Consider the following 18,902-nt stretch of genomic DNA (forward strand, 5'->3'; position numbering starts at 1 on the left):
CAAAAAAATTTATAGCACTTATTATCAGTATGTCGACTATGGCTATGGCATCGAACCTTTATGCCAAAGAGATCTCTTACGGAGAGCAAAAAATTATTTTGTCCGATGAAATTAATTCTGGTGATGATTTTTATCGTTATGTTAATCAGGATTGGATTAATAAAGCGAAAATTCCTACTGGTATGTCACGCATTAACTCTTTTGTCGAACTAAAACTTAATACTGAACAACAGCTACAAGCTATTATTGATCAGCTACATACCGCACAAGAAAATAGCTTAGATAACAACCAGCTTAATATTCGTAATTTGTATGATAGTTATCTCAATGAAAACGCTATTGAAAAAACGGGTATTACGCCACTAAAACAAGATCTTGATGCTATCACCCACGCAACGACTCACAATGATATTGCTAAATTAATGGCTTCCCCTGCTTTTACACCATTCATCTCTTATTGGGTTGACTTAGATGCGAAGCAACCTGACACCTATGTCCTGTATCTAGGCCAAGGTGGCTTAGGTTTACCAAATCGCAATTACTATTTAGACGATAATCCGCAAATGGAAGAAATACGTAAGAACTATATAGCTTACATTGCGACTATCCTAAAACTTGCAGGTGAGAAAGATACTGAACAGAAAGCACAGCATGTCTTTGCACTTGAAAAAGCAATGGCACAAGTTCATTGGAGTCCAGAAGCCCGTCGCGATACCATCAAAAATTATCATCCAATGAACTTTTCTGAAATGAAAAATTTCACCCAAGGTTTCCAATGGGATAATTTTATTGAAAAATGGCAATTATCAGATAAACAATTAAATAAAATTATTGTTCAAAATGATACTGCTGTAGAACAACTGGCTAAAATCTTTGCTGATACGCCCGTTTCCACACTACAAGATTATCTGCGATTCCATTACATCAGTGATCAGGCCTCCTACCTAAACCGCGATTTTGCAGATGCGCGCTTTGATTTTTATTCTCGTAAATTGAATGGCATCGATAAACAAAGAACACGCCAAGAACGCGCACTCGAAGTCGTTAGTAGCTTACAAGGTGAACCGTTAGGGCAAATTTATGTGCAACAATATTTTAACCCTGAATCAAAATCTAAAATTGAGGATTTAGTCAGTTATGTAAAAGGAACATTTAAATCCCGCCTTCAAGACAATGATTGGATGGATGATACCACTCGCCAAGAAGCGCAAAAAAAACTATCTCAATTTACTGTTAAAGTAGGATACCCAGATAAATGGAATGATTTTAGTCGCATCCACCTAAAACCAGATACCTTGCTTGATAACTATAGACAAATGTTAGATTGGTTTTATCAAGATGACATGAGCAAAATAGGTCAACCGGTACGCAAATGGGAATGGGGAATGACGCCGCAAACGATTAATGCCTATTTTAACCCTGTACAAAATGAAATTGTTTTCCCTGCGGCTATTCTACAAGCACCGTTTTTCGATCCAAATGTCGATCCTGCGTATAATTATGGTTCAATCGGGGCGGTCATTGGTCACGAAATGGGGCATGGCTTTGATGACCAAGGAAGTTTGTACGATGGAACGGGTCAACTGCGTAATTGGTGGAGTGATTCAGCAAAAGCGCATTTTAAAGAAAAAACAGATAAACTTGTAGCGCAGTATGATAGTTTCACTGTAGACGGACAAAAAGTGAATGGACAACTCACCCTAGGTGAAAATATTGGGGATTTAGGCGGGTTAAATATTGCACTCAGTGCCTATAAACAGTTTGTCAAAGAGAATTACCCAAATGGAGAAGCACCAATAATTGACGGCACTACAGGCTTACAACGTTTCTTTATTGCTTGGGCAAGAACTTGGCATGAGCTTGCAAATAAAGAATCTGAACGAAATAAAATTATGACAGATCCTCATAGCCCTAACCAATTTAGAGCCAACGGCGTAGTGCGTAATATGGATGAATGGTATGAAACCTTCTCTGTTGATAAAAATAACAAACTGTATTTAGAGCCAGAGCAACGCATTCGTATTTGGTAAAGAGCAGCATTTAAATTTAAAAAAGTATCAAGGTGCAGGCATTATTCTGCACCTTATATCATTTGAATTATTATTGTTGTAGCTTATTAATAACAAAATTAGCTCTTTCCTCAATTGCTACGCATGGTAACTCAATCAATTCATAGCCATAATTTTGATAGCAGGTTACCATTGTTTGATAGGTCTGTATTGCTTCCTCAAACGTTTGTTTCCGCTCATTATCTTGTTTATAAATTTCAGGCCACGGCGGTGCAATAAATACAGTATTATGATAACGAAATTGCCAAATAGCAGCCTCTAAATGAGCAGGTATGGGTAAACAGCATAAATTTAAATAACCCACAATATCGGGAATGCCCCTATCAAAAAAATGAATACCTCCAAGATCTCCAGCTATATTCCATGAACGCATATCCCAACATAGCATGAGTTCAGCAAAAGCCTTTCGATCTACCCACGGCAATGCATTGCCATCAATTAACACCTGATCTTGAATAATAGCCCTGCCAGCTTCCGGAAAACACATATAGCCTTTTGAAGATAGTATATTAATAAGTGTGCTTTTCCCTGAACCTGGCCCACCCGTAATGACAATATTTTTCGTTGAATTAATCATTTACATACCTAGATACACGAGATTAAAAAATAGAATTGAGATAAATAATGACTAAATTAATTTATCTGATGAATATGATGAGAAGGAATTAGGTAACTAATCGAAAGGATAAAACTTTGACAATATAAGCGAGCCCTAATGAACTCGCTTATATCATAATGATAAGATTAAATGCGAATTAAAGATTATTTTTCTTTACTTTCCCACTTACCATCAACATAAAATGCGCTCCAGCCTGTTGCTTTGCCATCTTTCTCTGAAGAGACATATTGCTGTTTAGTTTTTCGGCTAAAACGAACAACCGTTGGATTACCGTCTGGATCTTGTGCTGGCGCATCAGCTAAATAGATAAACTTCTCTGGAAGCCTATCTTTAAAGCGTTGTAATTCTTCCACTAACGGCGCTCGTGTTTCTCTTGATTTAGGGAAAGTATTTGCAGCTAAAAAGATCCCCGCGGCCCCATCACGTAAGACAAAATATGCATCTGATTTTTCACAAGGTAACTCTGGTAATGGAACTGGATCTTCTTTTGGCGGCGCAATTTCACCACTTTTTAAGATCTTACGAGTGTTTTTACACTCTTCATTGGTACAACCCATGTATTTGCCAAAACGCCCCATTTTCAGATGCATTTCAGAGCCACATTTATCACACTCAATGACAGGACCATCATAACCTTTAATACGGAACTCACCCTCTTCAATTTCATAACCTTCACAGGCTGGGTTATTTCCGCATACATGCAGTTTACGATTATTATCAATCAGATAACTGTCCATTGCTGTGCCGCATTTTGGACAACGACGTTTAGCTCGAAGCGCGTTGGTTTCAGCATCATCACCTTCAAGAATGTTGAGTAACTCATCTTCCGGAATAAGATTGATGGTTTTCTTACAACGCTCTTTTGGCGGTAAAGCATAACCTGAACAGCCAAGGAAAACCCCTGTTGAAGCTGTACGGATACCCATATGACGATCACAATCAGGGCAAATAATGGATGTGATTACCATTGGATTGGTGCGCATACCACCTTCTTCTGGATCTTTCTCCGCTGTATCTAACTGTTTAGAAAAGTCAGAGAAAAATTCATCCAATACCGATTTCCATTTTGCTTGATGGTTCGCGATATGGTCGAGCTGGTCTTCCATTTTTGCAGTGAAATCATAATTCATTAGGTCATTGAAGTTTTCTTCTAACCTATCTGTAACGATTTCACCCATTTTTTCAGCATAGAAACGGCGGTTTTCAACCTTAACATAACCTCTATCTTGAATCGTCGAGATAATTGCTGCATAAGTTGATGGGCGACCAATACCCCGTTTTTCAAGCTCTTTAACCAAAGAGGCTTCACTAAAGCGTGCTGGTGGCTTAGTGAAATGTTGGCTAGGTAATAGCTCAACTAAAGATAATTCAGAACCAACTTGAATCGGTGGTAAAGTTTTATCTTCATCATTTTTACGCATAGCCGACATAACGCGTGTCCAACCATCAAAACGCAAGGTGCGTCCTTTGGCTTTTAACTCGAAATCACCAGCCGTCACAGTCAATGTTGTTGAATCATATTTAGCCGGTGTCATCTGACATGCAACAAATTGATTCCAAATCAGCTGATACAATCTTTTCGCATCTGATTCCATGTCTTTTAAGGAATCCGGCAATACATCAACACTTGATGGACGAATCGCTTCGTGAGCTTCTTGCGAATTTTCTTTGCTGCTATAAACGTTGGCATCTTTTGGTAAATATTTTTCACCAAAATTACTGTTGATATAGTCACGCACCATACTTAAAGCATCTTGGCTCAAGTTGGTTGAATCCGTACGCATATAAGTAATATGCCCAGCTTCATATAAGCGTTGAGCCATCATCATGGTTTTTTTCACACCAAAACCAAGACGAGTACTTGCGGCTTGTTGTAGTGTTGACGTGATAAAAGGCGCGCTTGGCTTGCTCGAAGTTGGTCTGTCTTCTCTGTCTGTAACCTGAAAACGTGCCTTTTCGAGTACACTTACCGCAGCTTCAGTCTGTTCTTTTGTTACAGGCTTGAATGGTTTACCTAGCTTATGAGTGACTTCCATGCGCAGTGCAATAGCATTTTTATCTGCTAAATCGGCATGAAGCTCCCAATATTCTTCCGGTACAAAAGCTTTAATTTCGCGCTCACGCTCGACAATAAGACGAACGGCAACGGACTGAACGCGCCCAGCAGATAATCCGCGAGCAACCTTCTTCCATAATAATGGCGAAACCATATAGCCAACGACACGATCCATAAAACGGCGTGCTTGTTGTGCGTTAACGCGGTCTATATTCAATTGACCAGGGTTTTCAAAAGCCTGAGTAATCGCATTTTTTGTGATTTCATTAAAAACGACGCGACTAAAACGTGAATCATCTCCACCAATGACTTCACGTAAATGCCATGCAATTGCTTCCCCTTCGCGGTCAAGGTCCGTCGCAAGATAGATATGGTCTGCATCTGAGGCTAAGGCTTGTAATTCGGAAACCACTTTTTCCTTACCGGGCAAAATTTGATAATTTGCTTTCCAGTCATGGTAAGGATCAATCCCCATGCGTTTTACTAACGCAGCTTGAGGATCTTTTTTGACCTTTTTAGTTTTATCGGTTTTATCCGTAGATGAGCCAGTACTCTTCTGTGACCCGGACCCGCTTTTCGGCAGATCGCGAATGTGGCCCACGCTGCTTTTAACAACGTAGCCACTGCCAAGATACTTATTGATCGTTTTGGCTTTTGCCGGGGACTCCACGATAACAAGAGCTTTACCCATATTTACCTTTACCTAAATTTATGCAATGGCGCATTTTTTACATTAAAATGCACAAAATGAAAATCTCTTTTTTATATTGCGTCACAATTGCAATATATCAATATATTTTCTTTAAATAGTTTGTGTTTAAACAAAAACTACCAAGCAAATCACGTTATGCTTAAAAGAACACTTTATATGCTAGCCAAATGATTTTAGCCATATATAACAAATGAAAACCACACACTCTACCTGATAAAATACTAGACGCAACCAATTATTTTAGTGAGGAAGATAACTGATGCAAGATAATACTCAACTCATAACAGAAAATGAGCTTCTAAAAAAAGCCAATGATATCATAAAGAAACATGATGATTATATTCATGGCATGTTTGTTGATACCGTAGAGCAACATCGAGATACCTTAGTATTTAAAGGTGAATTCTTTTTAGATACTCAGGGTATTCCGACAACAAAAAGTACCGCCGCATTCAATATGTATAAGCATTTATCTCATATTTTATCAGAACAATATCGACTCAAATGATTTCATAAGATAAAAAATTACCGGCAACATAGCCGGTAATAACAACAATGGGTTATGTCTTAGACAGAAATAACCTAATAACCAAGTTACATGAACGGTTTTTGACCGCGTTGCCACCAGCGAAGTAATAATTTATCAACGCTCTCTGAAACACTGCCTGTAAAACGATCTAACATCTTTTTACTTTGAGTATAACGGATACCAACAATTTCTTTTGTATCAATAGCTTCAATAATAATATCGTCGCTTACGCCAATCTGATCAATCAACCCTTTTTCTAACGCTTGGCTACCATACCAATATTCGCCTGTTGCCACCGCATTAATATCTAATGAAGGGCGATTTTCATGCACAAATTGCTTAAAAAGAGTATGAGTTTCATTAAGATCCTCAATAAACTTTTTGCGACCCTGCTCTGTATTTTCGCCTAACATAGTTAATGTACGTTTATATTCACCGGCGGTATGTAATTCAACGTCAACATCATGTTTCTTCAATAAACGATGAATATTCGGAACTTGTGCTACTACGCCAATTGATCCAATAATTGCAAATGGTGCAGCGATAATCTTACTCGCTATACAAGCCATCATATAACCGCCACTTGCCGCAACCTTATCAACCGCAATAGTTAACGGGATATTTTTCTCTTTAAAACGCAATAGCTGAGATGCAGCAAGGCCATATCCATGCACCATACCACCAGGGCTTTCCAAACGAAGTAAAACTTCATCTTGCGCATCTGCCACAGCCAGTATTGCACTCACTTCTTCTCTTAATGAACCAACTTCTCGAGCATCCATACTGCCTTTAAAGTCTAATACATATAAACACGGCTTTTTGACGCTACTTTGCCCCGCTTTTGCACCAGATTTCTCACTTTTTAGTTTTGCTTTTTGCTGTTTTTTAAATGCTTTTAACCAAGCTTTATGCTCTGCATCATTCATTTTGACTTGTTGCATTTGGCGTTGACGATCACGGTAGTTTTCCCCTAAATCCGTGATTTTTAACTCACCTTGCCCACCGTTTCTGCGCATACCAACACCAAAAACAAAAATAGCAAGAGCAATAATAGCCGCAACGATTGTGAAAACCTTTGCTAAAAAAAGTCCGTACAACGAAAAATACTCCACAAAATCATCCTTCTCACATTCATCTTAATAAAAAATAGTCTCACAATTACCCTAAAACAACCAATAAAATAACACTGTGTCCATCGTAACTTTATGTAAATTTATATGACACATTAGCCAATAACATTAAACAATGCGATGATAACGCAGTATGTTAATCAGAGGATAGGAAAAATACCATGCTCCACTATCAACCTAAACACGACCTTTTAAGTAATAAAACCCTATTAGTTACTGGTGCCGGTGATGGAATTGGCCGTGAAGCCGCATTAACCTATGCCCGCTATGGTGCCACATTAATTTTACTCGGCAGAACTTTGCATAAACTTGAAAAAGTTAGCCAAGAAATAGAAGCATTAACGGGTAAAACCTCAGAAATCTACGAAATAGATTTATTGACCGCCACATCAGAGCAGTGCCAAAAAATCGCTGACAGCATTGCTCAAAAACATCATTATCTTGATGGCGTTTTGCATAATGCAGGTTTATTGGGTGTTGTTGCACCAATAACAGAACAACCCGTCGACCTTTGGCAAGATGTCATGCAAGTCAATGTTAATGCGACTTTCATACTAACCCAAGCTTTACTTCCTTTATTACTCAAAGCGCCCCATTCATCTCTTGTTTTTACCAGTTCCAGTGTTGGCAAAAAAGGCCGAGCAAATTGGGGAGCTTATGCCGTATCAAAATTTGCAACAGAAGGTTTAATGCAAGTTCTTGCACAGGAGTATCAAAACAGTAATTTACGTGTGAATTGTATCAACCCAGGCGGTACTCGCACTAACATGCGCGCAAGTGCATTCCCACAAGAGGAACCCATGAAACTAAAAACCCCTGCTGATATTATGCCTATTTATCTATTCGTTATGAGTGATGATAGCATACGTAAAACAGGGATTAGTTTTGATGCACAGCCTGATCGCAAAGCAGGTGCAGCGGAGTAAAATATTATGTCACAAAGCCGACACGAAGAACGCCAGCAGCGCTTAAAAGAGCAAGTTGATGCTCGAATCGAGTTAGCACAAATAGAGCGCGGTGTTTTACTTGTTTTCACTGGAAATGGTAAAGGGAAAACAACAGCGGCTTTCGGGACTGTTTGCCGTGCTATAGGTCATGGACTTAAATCTGCTGTTATCCAATTTATTAAAGGCAGTTGGGATAATGGAGAACGCCAATTATTAGAGCCGCTCGGTGTTCCATTTTATGTTATGTCAACAGGCTTTACTTGGGAAACCCAAGATAAAGAAGCTGACACTTTAGCTTGTCTTGATACATGGCAACACGCGTGTAAATTATTGTCTGATCCAACAATAGATTTAGTGGTATTAGATGAGATAACTTATATGATAAGTTTTCATTATCTTCCTTTGGAAGAGGTAATTAATGCCCTAACTCATCGCCCTGAAAATCAATCAGTCATTATTACGGGTCGGGGTTGCCATCGTGATTTACTTAATCTTGCAGATACCGTGACAGAAATGCGCCCTATAAAGCATGCTTTTGACGCAGGAATAAAAGCCCAAAAAGGGATTGACTGGTAAGAAGAAATTATGTCGATAACGTCTTTATTGCGTTAGTTATAGTAATAAGAGGTTATCGACAATATTATTATTGTTCTTATATCTTTACCCAACCATTTTCTCCTTTGCTTTTTGTTCTTTTGTAGAGGGAATTTTGTCAGCAAGATCGTGTGCTGGTACCTCTGGTAATTGAAAGGACACATCATTATTATTATTCGAAGAATTACCGTCATCAATAATATCATCTAAATTTTGATTATTTAACCTAGCTACATCGGATGATAAAGCTTGATCAATTTTCTCTTTAACAGAAATTGCTTCATTCCATGTTGATTCAACTTCATTTTGTAATGTTTGAACTTTATTCTTGGCGGCTTGACCGACAGTATTACCCATTTTCATTACCTCTAAAATATCACTCATGAATCTTAGATGACTAGCATTATCATAACTCACAACTAATATTTCTTTTACCTCATTCATTGTTGTGATTGCTTTACTATTAACTGCTATTTTTTTAGGAGCATCATCAACTTCCTTTAAATGATTCTCATATCGTTGTATCATAGCCTTTAATTCTTTCCCTTGATTAATCATACCTTTGTTCTTTGATGATTCGGCCTTTTCTATAAAATCTCTCGCAGTGATTATTTCAACTTTTGATATATCTTTTATCAAACATGCTAAATACTTTTCTAAATAAGCAATATTATTCTCTACACGCTCTATTTTTTTGTTAACCAAATTTACGGTTTGATTATATTTTAGTTTATCTTTTGGTCTATTGAAAATAGGGTTATTATCAAAATTATAAAGTTCTGTTTGTGAAAACTCCTCAACTCGCGTCATAGAATATACCGTTTTTATTTCATCCATTTGAAAGCATTCTCTCAAAAAACTACGTGTAAATATCCTTTCAAATCGATTAGAATATTCATTTATTACGTTATTTTTTTCTTCCTTATTTTTAAGAATACTTAAATAGTTATTATTTAAACCTCTTAATACATATGCGGCTTTTGTAACAGATATAAATTCTTTTATTCTTTTTAATTCATCAAGCTTCTTCTGGTCTAGCCTAATATCTTTCCTTATTACACTAAGCTCCTCTTTATCTATACCAGCTTCACGACAATTTATGGCTGCTTGAAGTCTAAATTCAAGGCCAATAGAACTTACCGTATCTTTTTTAGATACTTTAGTTGTTTTAGCTACTATATTTCCTGATATATTTTTAAGTGCTTGATCTTTTCCGTCTAGCTTTTTAATATTTTTTTTGTTCTCCTCATTCAGATTTTTTGTTTTTATCTCAACATCATTTATCTTATTAGACAAAATACATGCAGCTATTTCATAATTAATCTTATTTTTAAGATCACTATTTTTGGTTTTATTAGCTTTATTTTCTAACGCAACAAAAATAGAACTTTTAATAGAAATCTTCCCTGATCCTTCTCGTATAGCCTTTAGATTATCAAGTAATTTTTTTGTTTTTTTTGTCGAGAGGCTACCACCAATTAAGTTTATTACTTTTGTTGAAACCCTATCATAAGAACTAATTTTATTCATATTGAAACCACCTTTTCAAATAATACTATGCATGTCAAGAAATCATAATGAATAAATCACATTATTACTAATGATTAATATTGAAAAAAAATTAAATAAATTTAACAAATATATTATAAGTTTCATAAAAAATTAGTTTACATATAAAACTATCTCACAATAAACTCTAAAGTGTATAGATATATAATGAGATAGTTTTAATTAACAAAAATGTAATGTTAATATAACACTTTGTTATTAACTACCCTTTTTTATTTCTTTTTGAAACAATCATAGCTGCCTCTTTCGACATAATTGGTGCATTACGATTATATTTATCATAATTCATTGTATCTATTGCTTTAGAAATAAACATTTTCTTTTCTGTTGATACAATTTTTCTTTTCTTATTAACTTTCCTATTTAGTGAGTTAAATATTGATTTAGATATCAATTGGCTTTTATATGTAGGTTTATTCTTAACCTTGGTTATTTTAGCTAAAATACGCGCCAATCTTTTTGATGAAACATTTCTATTAGTTAAATTTGAAAAACTGATAACTAACTTATCGTTAAATGTAATATTTGAAGCTTTCATAATTCACCTATAATAATTAAATCAATAAACTATAGAATATAAAAATCACACTTGATTATAAGATATTGAAATATTGAATTTAAAAACAACAATTCATAATCAAAGTTGTTTTAGTTTAACCAAATTTAAAAATAAAAAACAAAATTATACTGATAAGTTTTAAATTTCATAATTCATTAGTATTCATGATAATGAAATAAGTATGCTATACATACATATTCAGATAAGTTATTTATATATCATAACTATTTTAATACGAAAGTATTATTTCCATCAAAATCTAAAAACAAAAAATATAAAATCAATTTTTTTATTTGCTTAGGCTTTAACTTCTAAAGAGGAGCATTAATAATGAATTACTGAATATCTTACATACGCTAAAAATACTAACTAGATAGTAAAAAATAGACCTAGCTTTCATTTTAATATTCATAAAGTATATAGATGATGAATTTATATTGAATGATAATTATACATAACAACACAAAAAATAGCGCTACAGCATAACCATAGCACTATTTTTATTAATGTATAAATTCTCAGTATTAGATACGAGTACGACGTTTAGAGGTCGCTTTGGATGATTGGCGTTTAGATGCTGGTCTTGCAGTCACTTGAGAATGGCGTTTAACTGCGCGGCGAATTTGATTCGCTTTTATGCGTCTTTGGTCACGTTCAACAGCAACTTTAGATTCCGTTTCTGCATCAAGACCTACTAATTCTCTTAAGTAATTTGTTTGTTCAAGGCCAAGTTCTGTCCAACCGCCACGCGGTAAGCCTTTTGGTAAATCAATATCACCGTATCTAACACGGATCAGGCGGCTAACTTGTACGCCAACGGCTTCCCATAAACGGCGAACTTCACGGTTACGACCTTCAGTTAATGTCACGTTATACCATTGGTTCATCCCTTCTCCACCACGGTAAGACACCGTTTTAAATGAAGCAGGACCATCTTCTAACTGAACACCCATAGTTAACTGGCGAATTTTGGCATCATTAATTTCACCAAAAACACGAACAGCATATTCACGCTCAACCTCACGGCTAGGATGCATCAAGCGGTTAGCTAATTCACCATCAGTTGTGAAAAGTAAAAGCCCACTTGTGTTAACATCCAGTCGACCTACTGCAATCCAGCGAGCACCGACAATTCGAGGTAAACGATTAAATACCGTTGGACGCCCTTCAGGATCATGGCGAGTACATAATTCACCTTCAGGCTTGTAGTATGCCATAACGCGGCACACTTCTTTTTCAGGCTCTTTAATCGGAAGGATTCTGCCGTCTAAGCGAATTTTAACGGATGATTTAACCTCTATGCGGTCACCTAATGTTGCTTTTTTGCCATCAACACTAATACGGCCTTCTTTGATATAGGTTTCGATTTCACGACGGGAACCATGCCCTGAACGGGCAAGAATTTTTTGTAACTTTTCAGTCTGTTGCGGTTTAGCGCTCATATAATCCTCAAATGTCGCCTTCACAGGCGTCAAGTAGCATGTCGTGATTTATCACGGAACATGAAAATATAGAATAGTAAAACCTGTGTATTATACACAGGTTTATGCTTAAGCCCTACCATTAATCTATGTGTCTGTTTTATCACTTATTCAAATGGCGCAGGGTCACCGGTGCCAACACGAACAACAATTGGGCTGTCATCCGTTAAATCAATCACAGTTGTTGGTTTTTGCCCGATATAACCACCGTGGATAACCAGATCAACCTGTTTCCCTAATAAATCACGAATTTCTTCTGGATCAGATTGCGTAAAATCATCTCCAGGCATAATCAAGCTTGTTGACATTAGCGGTTCACCAACAGCTTCTAATAAATCGCGTGCTATTGGGTTGGAAGGCACTCTTAAACCAATTGTTTTACGCTTTTCATTCATCAGACGACGTGGCACTTCTTTAGTGCCACGTAAAATAAAGGTGTAATTACCCGGCGTATTATTTTTTATTAGACGAAATGCCGAATTATCAACATGTGCATAATTTGATAACTCAGAAAGGTCACGGCACATTAAGGTAAAATTATGGTTAGCATCAAGCTGGCGAATGCGACAAATACGTTGTACCGCATCTTTTTCTTCTAAGCGACAGCCAATGGCATAACCAGAATCGGTAGGGTAAACAATCACCCCACCTTGATTGATAATTTCAACACTCTGACTAATCAATCGTGTTTGCGGATTATCCGGATGGATATAAAAAAACTGACTCATACAGACCTCGGATCTTTAGTACTGACAGTATCATCCGGTAAAAACCTGAAAATGGCACTATCTGCTCATAAACAAAATATACCTTAAAAATAAGGTACAATACTTTAATTATAGTTATTCTACACTGCCGCTATGATACATCAACGCATTATACACTTTTTACTTCATCCCATAGCAACCACACCGCTTGTTCATCATTTGGCAACCAAAGGTTACGACCTAATTCAATCCACGAGCATGGCCGATGAAAATCGGAACCAACTGACGTTTTTAAATCCGTATTTTGGGCTAATTCAGCTAAATATTGTTTTTCATTAGCGGGTTGCTGGCAATGAGAAACTTCCATAGCATCTCCACCACATTCTTTAAAATAAGCTACCAATCTTTTTAGCCATTTATTGGAAAGCTGATACTTCGATGGATGTGCTAAAACAGCAACGCCACCAGCATTATGTATCGCTTTAACGGCATCATCAATCGTGCACCATTTAGCAGGAACATAACCTATTTTCCCTTTGGCTAAATAGCGTTTAAATACATTATTAATCGTTTTTTCTTTACCAATTTTAATCAAATATTGCGCAAAATGCGCTCTCGTCACTTGCCCACCACCAGAAATCTGAGTTGCATTCTCCCAAGCTTCTGGGATCCCTGCTTTATGTAACCTTCGCCCAATTTCTATAGCGCGTTCTAATCGTAATGCAGATTGTTGTTCAAGTAATTCCACCATAGAATCGGCAGAAAGAGAAAAGTTGAGTCCAACAATATGGATTTCAATATTTTCCCATAATGTTGAGATTTCTACCCCATTAACCAGCCTAAGAGGACGCGCATTTTGTTGTAAATACTGTTGAGCTTGCATAACACCTTCGCAAGTATCATGGTCAGTAATCGACAAAACATGTATCCCCATGTCAATTGCACGTTCCACAATTTCAATCGGTGACAAATCACCATCAGAGGCGTTTGTATGACAATGTAAATCATATCTTGTCACCAATGGGCTTGAAAAATCTGACATCCCTTACCTTCTCCTTCTCCAATTAACTGGATATTTTGCAAAATAATTAACAATCGGGCTTGACATAAATAACGCGATCCAGTTTACTAGTACGCAAGACGGATGACTCATTATTATCCAAATGAATTTAATTTATCCAGTGAGGCACTATATGTTTTTATCTAATTTATCAAATCGTTGGTGGCATAACTTCCCAAATTGGGCGGAAGCGACGCGCGCATAGATTTGATAATGCATTAGTGCCGAACCCGCCATTATCAGCGGGTTTTTTTATGTCTAAAAATAGCTTAAGGCAATAAAATGAATAACCAAAACACCACATTAGCACATTTTAGTTATCTGGATAGCCCAATTAACTATCAACAAGATCCAACTTTACTGTTTAATCATCTGTGTAAAGATGTTCCTGCAACCATGTTGCTTGAGTCAGCTGAAATTAATAGTAAGGCAAATTTACAGAGCTTATTAATTGTAAATAGTGCACTACGCATTCGAGCTTTTGGTCAACGTGTTGAAATTGAAGCCTTAACAGAAAATGGTAAACAATTACTGGCGCTAATGGCTGAAAAACTATTAGTAAAATCACAACAACATGAGCTATCTGCCCAACATTTAACAATTACATTTAATTCAACAGATGATGAATTAGATGAAGATAGCCGTTTAAAAAGCGCATCATGCCTTGATGTTCTTCGTCTATTGCCTGAATTAGCACAAGTTTATTCAACACAACCTGAAAATTTATTTGTCGGCGGTCTATTTGCCTATGATTTAATTGCCAGCTTTGAAAACTTGCCAGATGTTAAAACCATTAATCATTGTCCTGATTACTGTTTTTTTGTGGCTGAACATTATCTCGTGATCGACCATCAAAATCAGGCTGCTCGTTTGAAAAGCTGCATATTTTCAAACGATGAACATTGCGCACATGCCATTAACCAACGCCATAACGAAATTATTGAAGCGTGCCGACCGTTTTTATCACCATTAGCGTTAGGTTTTGCTGAAGAATTTTCTATCAAAACCAATAAAGATGATACTCAGTATGGTGCCATTGTTAATTCAATGAAAGAAGCTATTTATCGGGGTGATATATTTCAAGTTGTACCTTCTCGTAAATTTTCAATGCCTTGCCCTTTTCCATTAATTGCTTATCAAAAATTAAAAATACAAAATCCAAGTCCATACATGTTTTTATGCAAGATAATGATTTTTCGTTATTTGGCGCTTCGCCAGAAAGTGCATTGAAATATAACGCACACGACCGCAAGGTTGAAATTTACCCAATCGCCGGAACGCGTCCAAGAGGCCGTAATGCAGCTGGATTGATAGACCTTGATCTGGATAGCCGCATTGAGCTTTCTATGCGTACAGATGAAAAAGAATTAGCCGAACATTTAATGCTAGTTGATTTGGCGCGTAATGATTTAGCGCGCATTTGTGAGGCTGGAAGTCGTTATGTTGCGAATCTGACGAAAGTTGATCGTTACTCATTTGTCATGCATTTAGTCTCACAAGTTGTTGGTACTTTACGCCATGACCTTGATATTTTTCATGCTTACCAAGCTTGTATGAATATGGGGACTTTAACCGGTGCACCAAAAGTCAGAGCTATGCAGCTCATCGCTGAATATGAACAAGAACGTCGCGGTTCTTATGGTGGCGCTGTTGGCTATTTTACAGGTAAAGGTGATTTTGATACCTGTATCGTCATTCGTTCTGCTTATGTTGAAAATGGAATAGCCACTGTCCAAGCTGGTGGTGGTGTGGTACTTGATTCTTCTCCACAAGGTGAAGCTGATGAAACTCGTAATAAAGCTCGCGCTGTTATCCGCGCAATTGCTCAAGCACACCAAGTTGAGGAGTTATTCTAATGGCTAATATCTTATTGCTCGATAATGTTGACTCTTTTACTTACAACCTAGTTGACCAACTACGCTCAGGTGGTCATAACGTGGTGATATACCGAAATACAGTGAGTCCTGACCATCTGTTATCCGTCATTAATAGTATGGAATCACCTTTATTAGTGTTATCTCCAGGACCAGGAAAACCCAGTGATGCAGGGGCAATGCCTCATATATTGTCTCAAGTCATTGGAAAAATTCCTGTTATTGGGATTTGCTTAGGGCATCAAGCCATTATTGAAGCTTATGGTGGGCATGTATCAGCTGCAGGTGAAATCTTACATGGTAAGTCATCTATGGCGACCCATGATAACCAAGCTATGTTCCAAGGTCTTGATAATCCACTTTCTGTCGCTCGTTATCACTCTTTGGTTGGTAGCGAAATTCCTGAAGAACTGACTATTTGCGCGCAATCTAACGGAATGGTAATGGCGGTTCGTAATGATAAAGATCGCGTATGTGGTTTTCAATTTCATCCTGAATCTATTTTAACGACACAAGGTGCAATTTTACTCGAAAAAACCGTGATATGGGCACTTTCTACCCCAGACAGCACAACAACATTACCATTTTAATTCGGGAAGAGAGAGCCTATCATGCAAACCATTTTTGATAAATTATTTCGGGCACAAGTATTAACACAACAAGAAAGCCAACAATTATTTAATACTATTATTCGTGGTGAATTGAGTGAAGCCCAATTAGCAGGCGTATTAATCAGCATGAAAATGCGCGGTGAACAGCCTGAAGAGATAGCGGGTGCAGCTTTAGCCTGTTTAGAGAATGCGCAACCTTTCCCTCGCCCAGATTATCAGTTCAGTGATATTGTCGGTACTGGTGGTGATGGCGCTAACAGCATTAATATTTCAACGGCGAGCGCTTTTATTGCCGCACAATGCGGTATCAAAGTTGCTAAACATGGTAACCGTAGTGTTTCTAGCCGCTCAGGCTCATCGGATTTACTGGCAGCATTTGGGATTTCTTTAGATTTAAGTGCACAAAGCGCACGAGATGCTTTAGATGAATTAGGTGTGTGCTTTTTATTTGCCCCGCAATATCACAGTGGCTTTCGTCATGCAGCACCAGTCCGTAGTCAATTAAAGACGCGCACATTGTTTAATGTATTAGGTCCGCTAATTAATCCTGCTCGCCCACCTATTGCGTTAATTGGTGTTTATCAAGAATCACTGGTTAAACCAATTGCTCAAACATTACAAAAGCTTGGTTTTACCCGAGCGGCTGTGGTACACAGTGGCGGTATGGATGAAGTTTCACTTCATGCAACAACACAAGTTGCTGAGCTGAATCAAGGTGAATTATCGTTTTATCAGCTCAATGCAAGTGATTTTGGTTTATCACCGTACCAATTATCTGATTTAGAAGGTGGCACGCCGGATGAAAATCGCATTATATTGACTCATTTGTTACAGGGTAACGGAAAGCCTGCTCATGAAGCCGCAGTTGCCGCTAACGTTGCGATGTTAATGCGTATTAATGGGCATGAAAATTTAAAAGAAAATAGTGAGTATGCCCTTAGCGTAATTAGAAGCGGTAACGCATTTGACCGCGTCATTGCTCTTGCTTCAAGGAAACAATAATATGAAAGCGACTGTCTTACAAAAAATCGTCGATGACAAAGTCACCTATCTTGCTGAACGAAAAGCAAAACAACCTTTGGATAGTTTTCTCAATGAGGTGAAACCAACAGAGCGCCATTTTTATGATGCATTGTCTGCAAAACGCCCTGTTTTTATCCTTGAATGCAAAAAAGCTTCACCTTCTAAAGGATTAATCAGAGATGATTTTGATCCCGCGATGATTGCCAATGCTTACGCACCCTATGCCGCGGCTATTTCTGTATTAACGGATGAAAAATATTTTCAAGGTAATATGGAATACCTGACAATTGTCAGCCAAACAGTTAAGCAGCCCGTCTTATGTAAAGATTTTATTATTGATGAGTATCAAATTTACTTAGCAAGATATTACCAAGCAGATGCTATTTTGCTGATGTTATCAGTCCTTGATGATGAGCAATACCTCGCATTAGCTAAAGTTGCTCACCAACTAAATATGGGTGTTTTGACGGAAGCGAGCAACGAAGAGGAATTACAGCGCGCCATCAAATTGAAAGCCCGTGTTGTTGGCATCAATAATCGTGATTTGCGTGATCTCTCAATTGACTTAAATCGTACAAAAATTTTAGCGCCTAAATTACCTGAAGGTACTATTGTCATCAGCGAATCAGGCATTTTACGTCATCAACATATCCAATTTCTTGCCCCTTTTGTTAATGGCTTTCTGATTGGAAGCGCCATTATGGAACAAGAAAACATTGATGTTGCATTAAAAAAATTATTCATTGGTGAACATAAAGTTTGCGGATTAACACGTGTTCAAGATGCGAAAACGGCTCTTTGCGCAGGTGCAACATACGGTGGTCTTATCTTTGCAGAAAGTTCACCAAGAAAAGTGACACTTTCGCAAGCAAGCCAAATTATTCATTCGACGCCATTACAATATGTCGGCGTTTTTCGTAATCAATCAATTGATTTTATCGTTCATATTGCTGAACAACTCGCTTTATCCGCGGTACAACTGCATGGTGATGAAGATGCCTCTTATATAGGCGAATTGCGTCTAAGATTACCTAAACATTGCGAAATTTGGAAAGCCATCAATATGGCTCAGCCAAATATGACTCAATATGATGGGCAACCTATTGATTTATTGTTATTAGATAATGGAACGGGTGGTACGGGAAAAACATTTGATTGGTCAATTATTCCTGAATCAAGCCAATACCGTCTGATGGTTGCCGGTGGCTTAAATGAGCATAATTGCCAGCAAGCATCTCAACTTTTATGTAATGGATTGGATTTCAATTCCGGTGTAGAAATTGAGCCGGGTATAAAATGTGAACGAAAAATCAATCAAGTTTTTAGCTTATTAACTGCTTGAAAAATCATTAATAAGCAAAG

15 protein-coding genes, 2 pseudogenes and 1 other annotated feature are annotated in these 18,902 nt (G+C 37.3%); of the genes and pseudogenes, 9 read left to right on the top strand and 8 right to left on the bottom strand.

The features are described 5' to 3' along the window. Positions 1-44: 44 nt before the first annotated feature. Positions 45-2,030 carry a M13 family metallopeptidase gene (locus OO7_RS09575; protein WP_236620641.1) on the top strand — a complete coding sequence of 662 codons (1,986 nt, stop codon included), beginning with the start codon at positions 45-47 and terminating at the stop codon, positions 2,028-2,030. Between the two features lie 70 nt (positions 2,031-2,100). Here the strand turns inward: OO7_RS09575 and OO7_RS09580 are convergent, their stop codons facing one another. Continuing rightward, positions 2,101-2,646: an AAA family ATPase gene (locus OO7_RS09580; RefSeq protein ID WP_008915751.1), complete on the bottom strand. Its 546-nt coding sequence runs from the start codon at positions 2,644-2,646 to the stop codon at positions 2,101-2,103. 185 nt (positions 2,647-2,831) lie between these two features. Beyond that, complete coding sequence (topA, locus tag OO7_RS09585) at positions 2,832-5,435, bottom strand: type I DNA topoisomerase (RefSeq protein WP_008915752.1); 2,604 nt, start codon at positions 5,433-5,435, stop codon at positions 2,832-2,834. Positions 5,436-5,715: 280 nt separating this feature from the next. Here topA and OO7_RS09590 point away from each other — a divergent pair, with 280 nt between their 5' ends. Then, on the top strand, positions 5,716-5,964 hold the full coding sequence (locus tag OO7_RS09590; protein ID WP_008915753.1) for a DUF2498 family protein: 249 nt from the start codon (positions 5,716-5,718) through the stop codon (positions 5,962-5,964). 86 nt (positions 5,965-6,050) lie between these two features. Here the strand turns inward: OO7_RS09590 and sohB are convergent, their stop codons facing one another. Then, positions 6,051-7,097: a protease SohB gene (sohB, locus tag OO7_RS09595; RefSeq protein ID WP_008915754.1), complete on the bottom strand. Its 1,047-nt coding sequence runs from the start codon at positions 7,095-7,097 to the stop codon at positions 6,051-6,053. A 179-nt stretch (positions 7,098-7,276) separates the two neighbouring features. Here sohB and OO7_RS09600 point away from each other — a divergent pair, with 179 nt between their 5' ends. Further along, the gene (locus OO7_RS09600; protein WP_008915755.1) at positions 7,277-8,041 is read left to right on the top strand and encodes a YciK family oxidoreductase; all 765 of its coding nucleotides are present in this window, start codon (positions 7,277-7,279) and stop codon (positions 8,039-8,041) included. 6 nt (positions 8,042-8,047) lie between these two features. Continuing rightward, positions 8,048-8,638, top strand: coding sequence for a cob(I)yrinic acid a,c-diamide adenosyltransferase (gene cobO, locus OO7_RS09605; protein WP_008915756.1), 591 nt, complete (start codon positions 8,048-8,050; stop codon positions 8,636-8,638). Positions 8,639-8,722: 84 nt separating this feature from the next. On the opposite strand, the gene OO7_RS09610 is transcribed toward cobO, so the two are convergent. The 5 genes from OO7_RS09610 to rnm all read right to left on the bottom strand — a co-directional run bounded on the left by OO7_RS09610 (position 8,723) and on the right by rnm (position 14,014). Beyond that, entirely contained in the window at positions 8,723-10,186 is a 1,464-nt protein-coding gene (locus OO7_RS09610) for a hypothetical protein (protein ID WP_008915757.1), read from the bottom strand. 241 nt (positions 10,187-10,427) lie between these two features. Further along, complete coding sequence (locus tag OO7_RS09615) at positions 10,428-10,763, bottom strand: hypothetical protein (protein ID WP_008915758.1); 336 nt, start codon at positions 10,761-10,763, stop codon at positions 10,428-10,430. A 545-nt stretch (positions 10,764-11,308) separates the two neighbouring features. Continuing rightward, the gene (rluB, locus tag OO7_RS09620) at positions 11,309-12,226 is read right to left on the bottom strand and encodes a 23S rRNA pseudouridine(2605) synthase RluB (RefSeq protein ID WP_008915759.1); all 918 of its coding nucleotides are present in this window, start codon (positions 12,224-12,226) and stop codon (positions 11,309-11,311) included. A gap of 146 nt (positions 12,227-12,372) precedes the next feature. Continuing rightward, positions 12,373-12,993, bottom strand: a complete 621-nt coding sequence (locus OO7_RS09625; protein ID WP_008915760.1) for an L-threonylcarbamoyladenylate synthase — start codon at positions 12,991-12,993, stop codon at positions 12,373-12,375. A 148-nt stretch (positions 12,994-13,141) separates the two neighbouring features. Further along, complete coding sequence (rnm, locus tag OO7_RS09630; protein WP_008915761.1) at positions 13,142-14,014, bottom strand: RNase RNM; 873 nt, start codon at positions 14,012-14,014, stop codon at positions 13,142-13,144. A 172-nt stretch (positions 14,015-14,186) separates the two neighbouring features. Beyond that, positions 14,187-14,288, top strand: a sequence feature (Trp leader region). A 26-nt stretch (positions 14,289-14,314) separates the two neighbouring features. Here rnm and OO7_RS17630 point away from each other — a divergent pair. From OO7_RS17630 to trpCF, 5 genes and pseudogenes are all read left to right on the top strand, one after another. Further along, positions 14,315-14,836 (top strand): annotated as a pseudogene (locus tag OO7_RS17630) (anthranilate synthase component I); the annotation flags it as partial. Positions 14,837-14,872: 36 nt separating this feature from the next. Further along, positions 14,873-15,888: pseudogene (locus OO7_RS09635) on the top strand (anthranilate synthase component 1). Continuing rightward, on the top strand, positions 15,888-16,496 hold the full coding sequence (locus OO7_RS09640) for a glutamine amidotransferase-related protein (RefSeq protein ID WP_008915762.1): 609 nt from the start codon (positions 15,888-15,890) through the stop codon (positions 16,494-16,496). The pseudogene OO7_RS09635 and the gene OO7_RS09640 overlap by 1 nt, the downstream one beginning before the upstream one ends. Positions 16,497-16,517: 21 nt before the next feature. After that, on the top strand, positions 16,518-17,519 hold the full coding sequence (gene trpD, locus OO7_RS09645) for an anthranilate phosphoribosyltransferase (RefSeq protein ID WP_008915763.1): 1,002 nt from the start codon (positions 16,518-16,520) through the stop codon (positions 17,517-17,519). Between the two features lies 1 nt (position 17,520). After that, positions 17,521-18,882, top strand: coding sequence for a bifunctional indole-3-glycerol-phosphate synthase TrpC/phosphoribosylanthranilate isomerase TrpF (gene trpCF / locus OO7_RS09650; protein ID WP_008915764.1), 1,362 nt, complete (start codon positions 17,521-17,523; stop codon positions 18,880-18,882). The last annotated feature ends 20 nt before the right edge of the window (positions 18,883-18,902 follow it).

The sequence above is a fragment of the Providencia sneebia DSM 19967 genome (genome assembly GCF_000314895.2).
GTDB lineage: Bacteria > Pseudomonadota > Gammaproteobacteria > Enterobacterales > Enterobacteriaceae > Providencia > Providencia sneebia.